Annotated in this window: 3 protein-coding genes and 1 pseudogene; 1 reads left to right on the top strand and 3 read right to left on the bottom strand. The window is 63.3% G+C overall.

The window, feature by feature from the left end; translation table 11 throughout:
- Window positions 1-264: pseudogene (locus VN419_RS02790) on the top strand (leucyl/phenylalanyl-tRNA--protein transferase); the annotation flags it as partial.
- Here VN419_RS02790 and VN419_RS02785 read toward each other — a convergent pair.
- From VN419_RS02785 to VN419_RS02775, 3 genes are all read right to left on the bottom strand, one after another.
- Window positions 261-1,337 (bottom strand): chemotaxis response regulator protein-glutamate methylesterase, encoded by a 1,077-nt coding sequence (locus tag VN419_RS02785; RefSeq protein ID WP_325644213.1) that lies wholly within the window; start codon window positions 1,335-1,337, stop codon window positions 261-263. The pseudogene VN419_RS02790 and the gene VN419_RS02785 overlap by 4 nt on opposite strands.
- A 28-nt stretch (window positions 1,338-1,365) precedes the next feature.
- Window positions 1,366-2,250, bottom strand: coding sequence for a protein-glutamate O-methyltransferase (locus VN419_RS02780; RefSeq protein WP_325644211.1), 885 nt, complete (start codon window positions 2,248-2,250; stop codon window positions 1,366-1,368).
- Window positions 2,251-2,270: 20 nt separating this feature from the next.
- Window positions 2,271-2,912 (bottom strand): chemotaxis protein CheA (locus VN419_RS02775; protein WP_325644209.1); only part of this gene is annotated, 642 nt, incomplete at its 5' end.

Here is a 2,912-nt window from a genome sequence, read left to right as displayed (position 1 = left end):
GGGATATACGGGGTTGCGCTTGGCGGGGTGTTCTTCGGAGAATCCATGTTCTACGCGAAGCCCGAGGCCAGCAAGGCCCTCTTCGTCACCCTGGCGCGCTGGCTCGGCGCACGGGGCTGCACGCTCATCGATTGCCAGCAGACCACGCCGCACATGCTGCGCTTCGGCGCTCGGGAACTGCCGCGCAGGGAGTTCCTGCGGCGCGTGGCGGACGGCTTGGGTTCAAGCGCCCTGGCGGGCAAGTGGAATCTGGCTGAAGACTAGTCCTTGCACACCCGCACGATCTCCGCGGCGATGGCGGTCAGAGGCATGACCTTGTTCACCCCGCCGTGCTTGATGGCCTCCTGCGGCATGCCGAAGACCACGCAGCTGGCCTCGTCCTGGGCGATGTTGTAGGCCCCGGCGTCGAACATCTCGCGCATGCCCTTGGCCCCGTCGTCTCCCATGCCGGTCATGATGACGCCAACGGCGTTTTTGCCCGCATAGCGCGCACCGGAGCGAAACAGCACGTCCACGCTGGGCCTGTGGCGCGAGACGAGCGGGCCGTCCTTCACCTCCACATGATAGCGGGTGCCGCTGCGCTTGAGCAGCATGTGCTTGCTGCCGGGTGCTATGAGCGCCTGGCCGCGCAGCAGAGTGTCGTTGTCCGCGGCTTCCTTCACATGGATGCGGCAGATGCCGTCCAGACGCTTGGCGAAGGCTGCGGTGAAATGCTCAGGCATGTGCTGCACCACGGCGATGGCTGGGCAGTCCAGCGGCAGGGCCTGCAGAAAGGTCAGCAGAGCCTCGGTGCCGCCGGTGGAGGCCCCGACAAGCACGACCTTTTCCGTGGTGCGGAAGTTCGGAGTGCCGGGCGTGGCCTTGGCCAGGATCACGTCCGCGTCGAGCTTGGGCGCGACCTTAAGCGTCGCCCCTCCGGTCATGGTCCGCACCTTGGCCTGGGCGGCCGCACGCACGGCGTCGATGATGCGGATGCGCGATTCCTCCAGAAACTGCTTTGTGCCCACCTTGGGCTTGGTGATGATCTCAACCGCGCCGTATTCCAGCGCGCGGAAGGTGGTCTCGTCACCCTCCTCCGCCAGGGAGGAACAGATGACCACTGGGATGGGGTGCTGGCTCATGAGCTTGCGCAGGAAGGTCAACCCGTCCATGCGCGGCATTTCGATGTCCAGGGTGATGACATCGGGCACCACCTCTCGCAGCTTTTCCGCGGCTGCGAGAGGATCCGCAGCTGCGCCCACAACAGTAATGTCCGGGTCGGACTTCAGGATTTCGATGAGTGTTTGCCGCACCAGGGCGGAGTCGTCCACCACCAGAACTTTGATGGGCTTGCCCACTAGTGTGCTCCTCCCAGAAGTCGCATGTCTAAACCTTTCTATATACCGTCGGTGCGACAGGTTCAAGCGGCAAGTCCATTCCGGCAAGGCTCTCGGAGTGGCCAATGAATAGATATCCGCCGGGCGCAAGCTTGCGGCAGAAGCGGGAGAAGAGCGTCTCCTGCGTCGGACGGTCGAAGTAGATGACCACGTTGCGGCAGAAAATTATGTCCAACTGCCCATCAAAAGAGAAGTCCTCCATGAAGTTCAGCCTGCGGAAGCGGACATGGCAACGCGCATCCGGCCCGATGCGCACCAGCCTGCGCGTGCGGTCCTTGCTGCGCAGCAGGTAGCGCTTGCGGTACTCCTGCGGAATGGGTCCGATTTTGGTCTCCGGGTAGATGGCGCGCACAGCCATGCGCAGCACCTGGGTGCTGATGTCCGTGGCGAGGATGCTGAAGGTGAAGCCTGCGTTCTGCCGCGCGAACTCGCTCAAGACCATGGCCAGGGTGTAAGGCTCCTCGCCGGAGGAGCAGCCCGCGCTCCAGATGTTCACATTGCGGCCTGAACCGCCGCGCGCGTGCAGTTCCGGCAGCACCTTGCCCATCAAGAGATCGAAGTGCTTTGGTTCACGGAAGAAATCTGTGGTGTTGGTGGTCACCACGTCCACAAGGTTCACCAGCTCATTCTCCATGCCCTGCGGGCTGAAGAGATACTCGCAATACTCCTCGTGGGTGCCCATTCCCAGTTCGCGCAGACGCTTCTGCAACCGCGCCTCAAGCAAAGTTTTCTTGGAAGACGGCATCTTGATGCCCAGCTCGGACTTGATGAACTCGCTGAAGCGTTCGAAGATGCGGTCGTTCATGCGCGTGAGGCTGGAGGCCTCGTGCGCGGCCTCGGTGCGGGATTTTGCTGCTCTGGTTCTTTCAGGCATGGCGCGGGGGTCCGGTAGGCTCAGGCGGGGTTTTCAGCGGCCACGGTGCGCACCAGCCGGGGAACGTCCAGAATGAGCGCAAGGCTGCCATCGCCTTTGATGGTCGCGCCGGAGATGCCTTCCACGTCGCGGTACACGCGGCCCAAGGACTTGATGACGGTCTGGTGCTCGCCGATGACATGGTCGACCACAATACCGATGCGGCGCCCTTCCACCCCGGTGATGACGATCTGCTCGATCTCCGGGGCTTCGCCCTCGATCTCGAACCAGGTGCGCAGGCTGATGTAGGGCACCAGCTCACCTCGCAGGTTGATGATGCGCTTGCGGCCCGTGGGGTCCACGTCCTTCTGGTGCAGCTCGACGCACTCCTCGACCAGCGTGAGGGGAATGACGAAGAAGCCGTCGCCCACCTGCACTTGCAGGCCCTCGATGATGGCCAGGGTGAGCGGCAGACGGATGGTGATCGTGGTTCCGTGGCCCAGCTCGCTCGAAATTTCGATGGCGCCGCGCAGGGAGTCGATGGCCCTGTGGACCACGTCCATGCCCACGCCGCGCCCGGAAATGCTGGTGACCTTGGCCGCAGTGGAGAAGCCCGGCTGGAAGATGAGCTTCAAGGCCTCCTTGTCGGAAAGCTCGGCATCGGGCGCGATGATCCCTTTTTC

It is taken from the genome of Humidesulfovibrio sp., from assembly GCF_035560995.1.
Lineage (GTDB): Bacteria > Desulfobacterota > Desulfovibrionia > Desulfovibrionales > Desulfovibrionaceae > Humidesulfovibrio.
Note: the sequence above shows the minus strand (reverse complement) of the source record. Positions and strands in the feature narration are given on the sequence as shown.

Coding starts and splice junctions, on each gene's coding strand:
- VN419_RS02780 (WP_325644211.1), bottom strand. CDS start 2,250: ATGCCTGAAAGAACCAGAGCAGCAAAATCCCGCACCGAGGCCGCGCAC.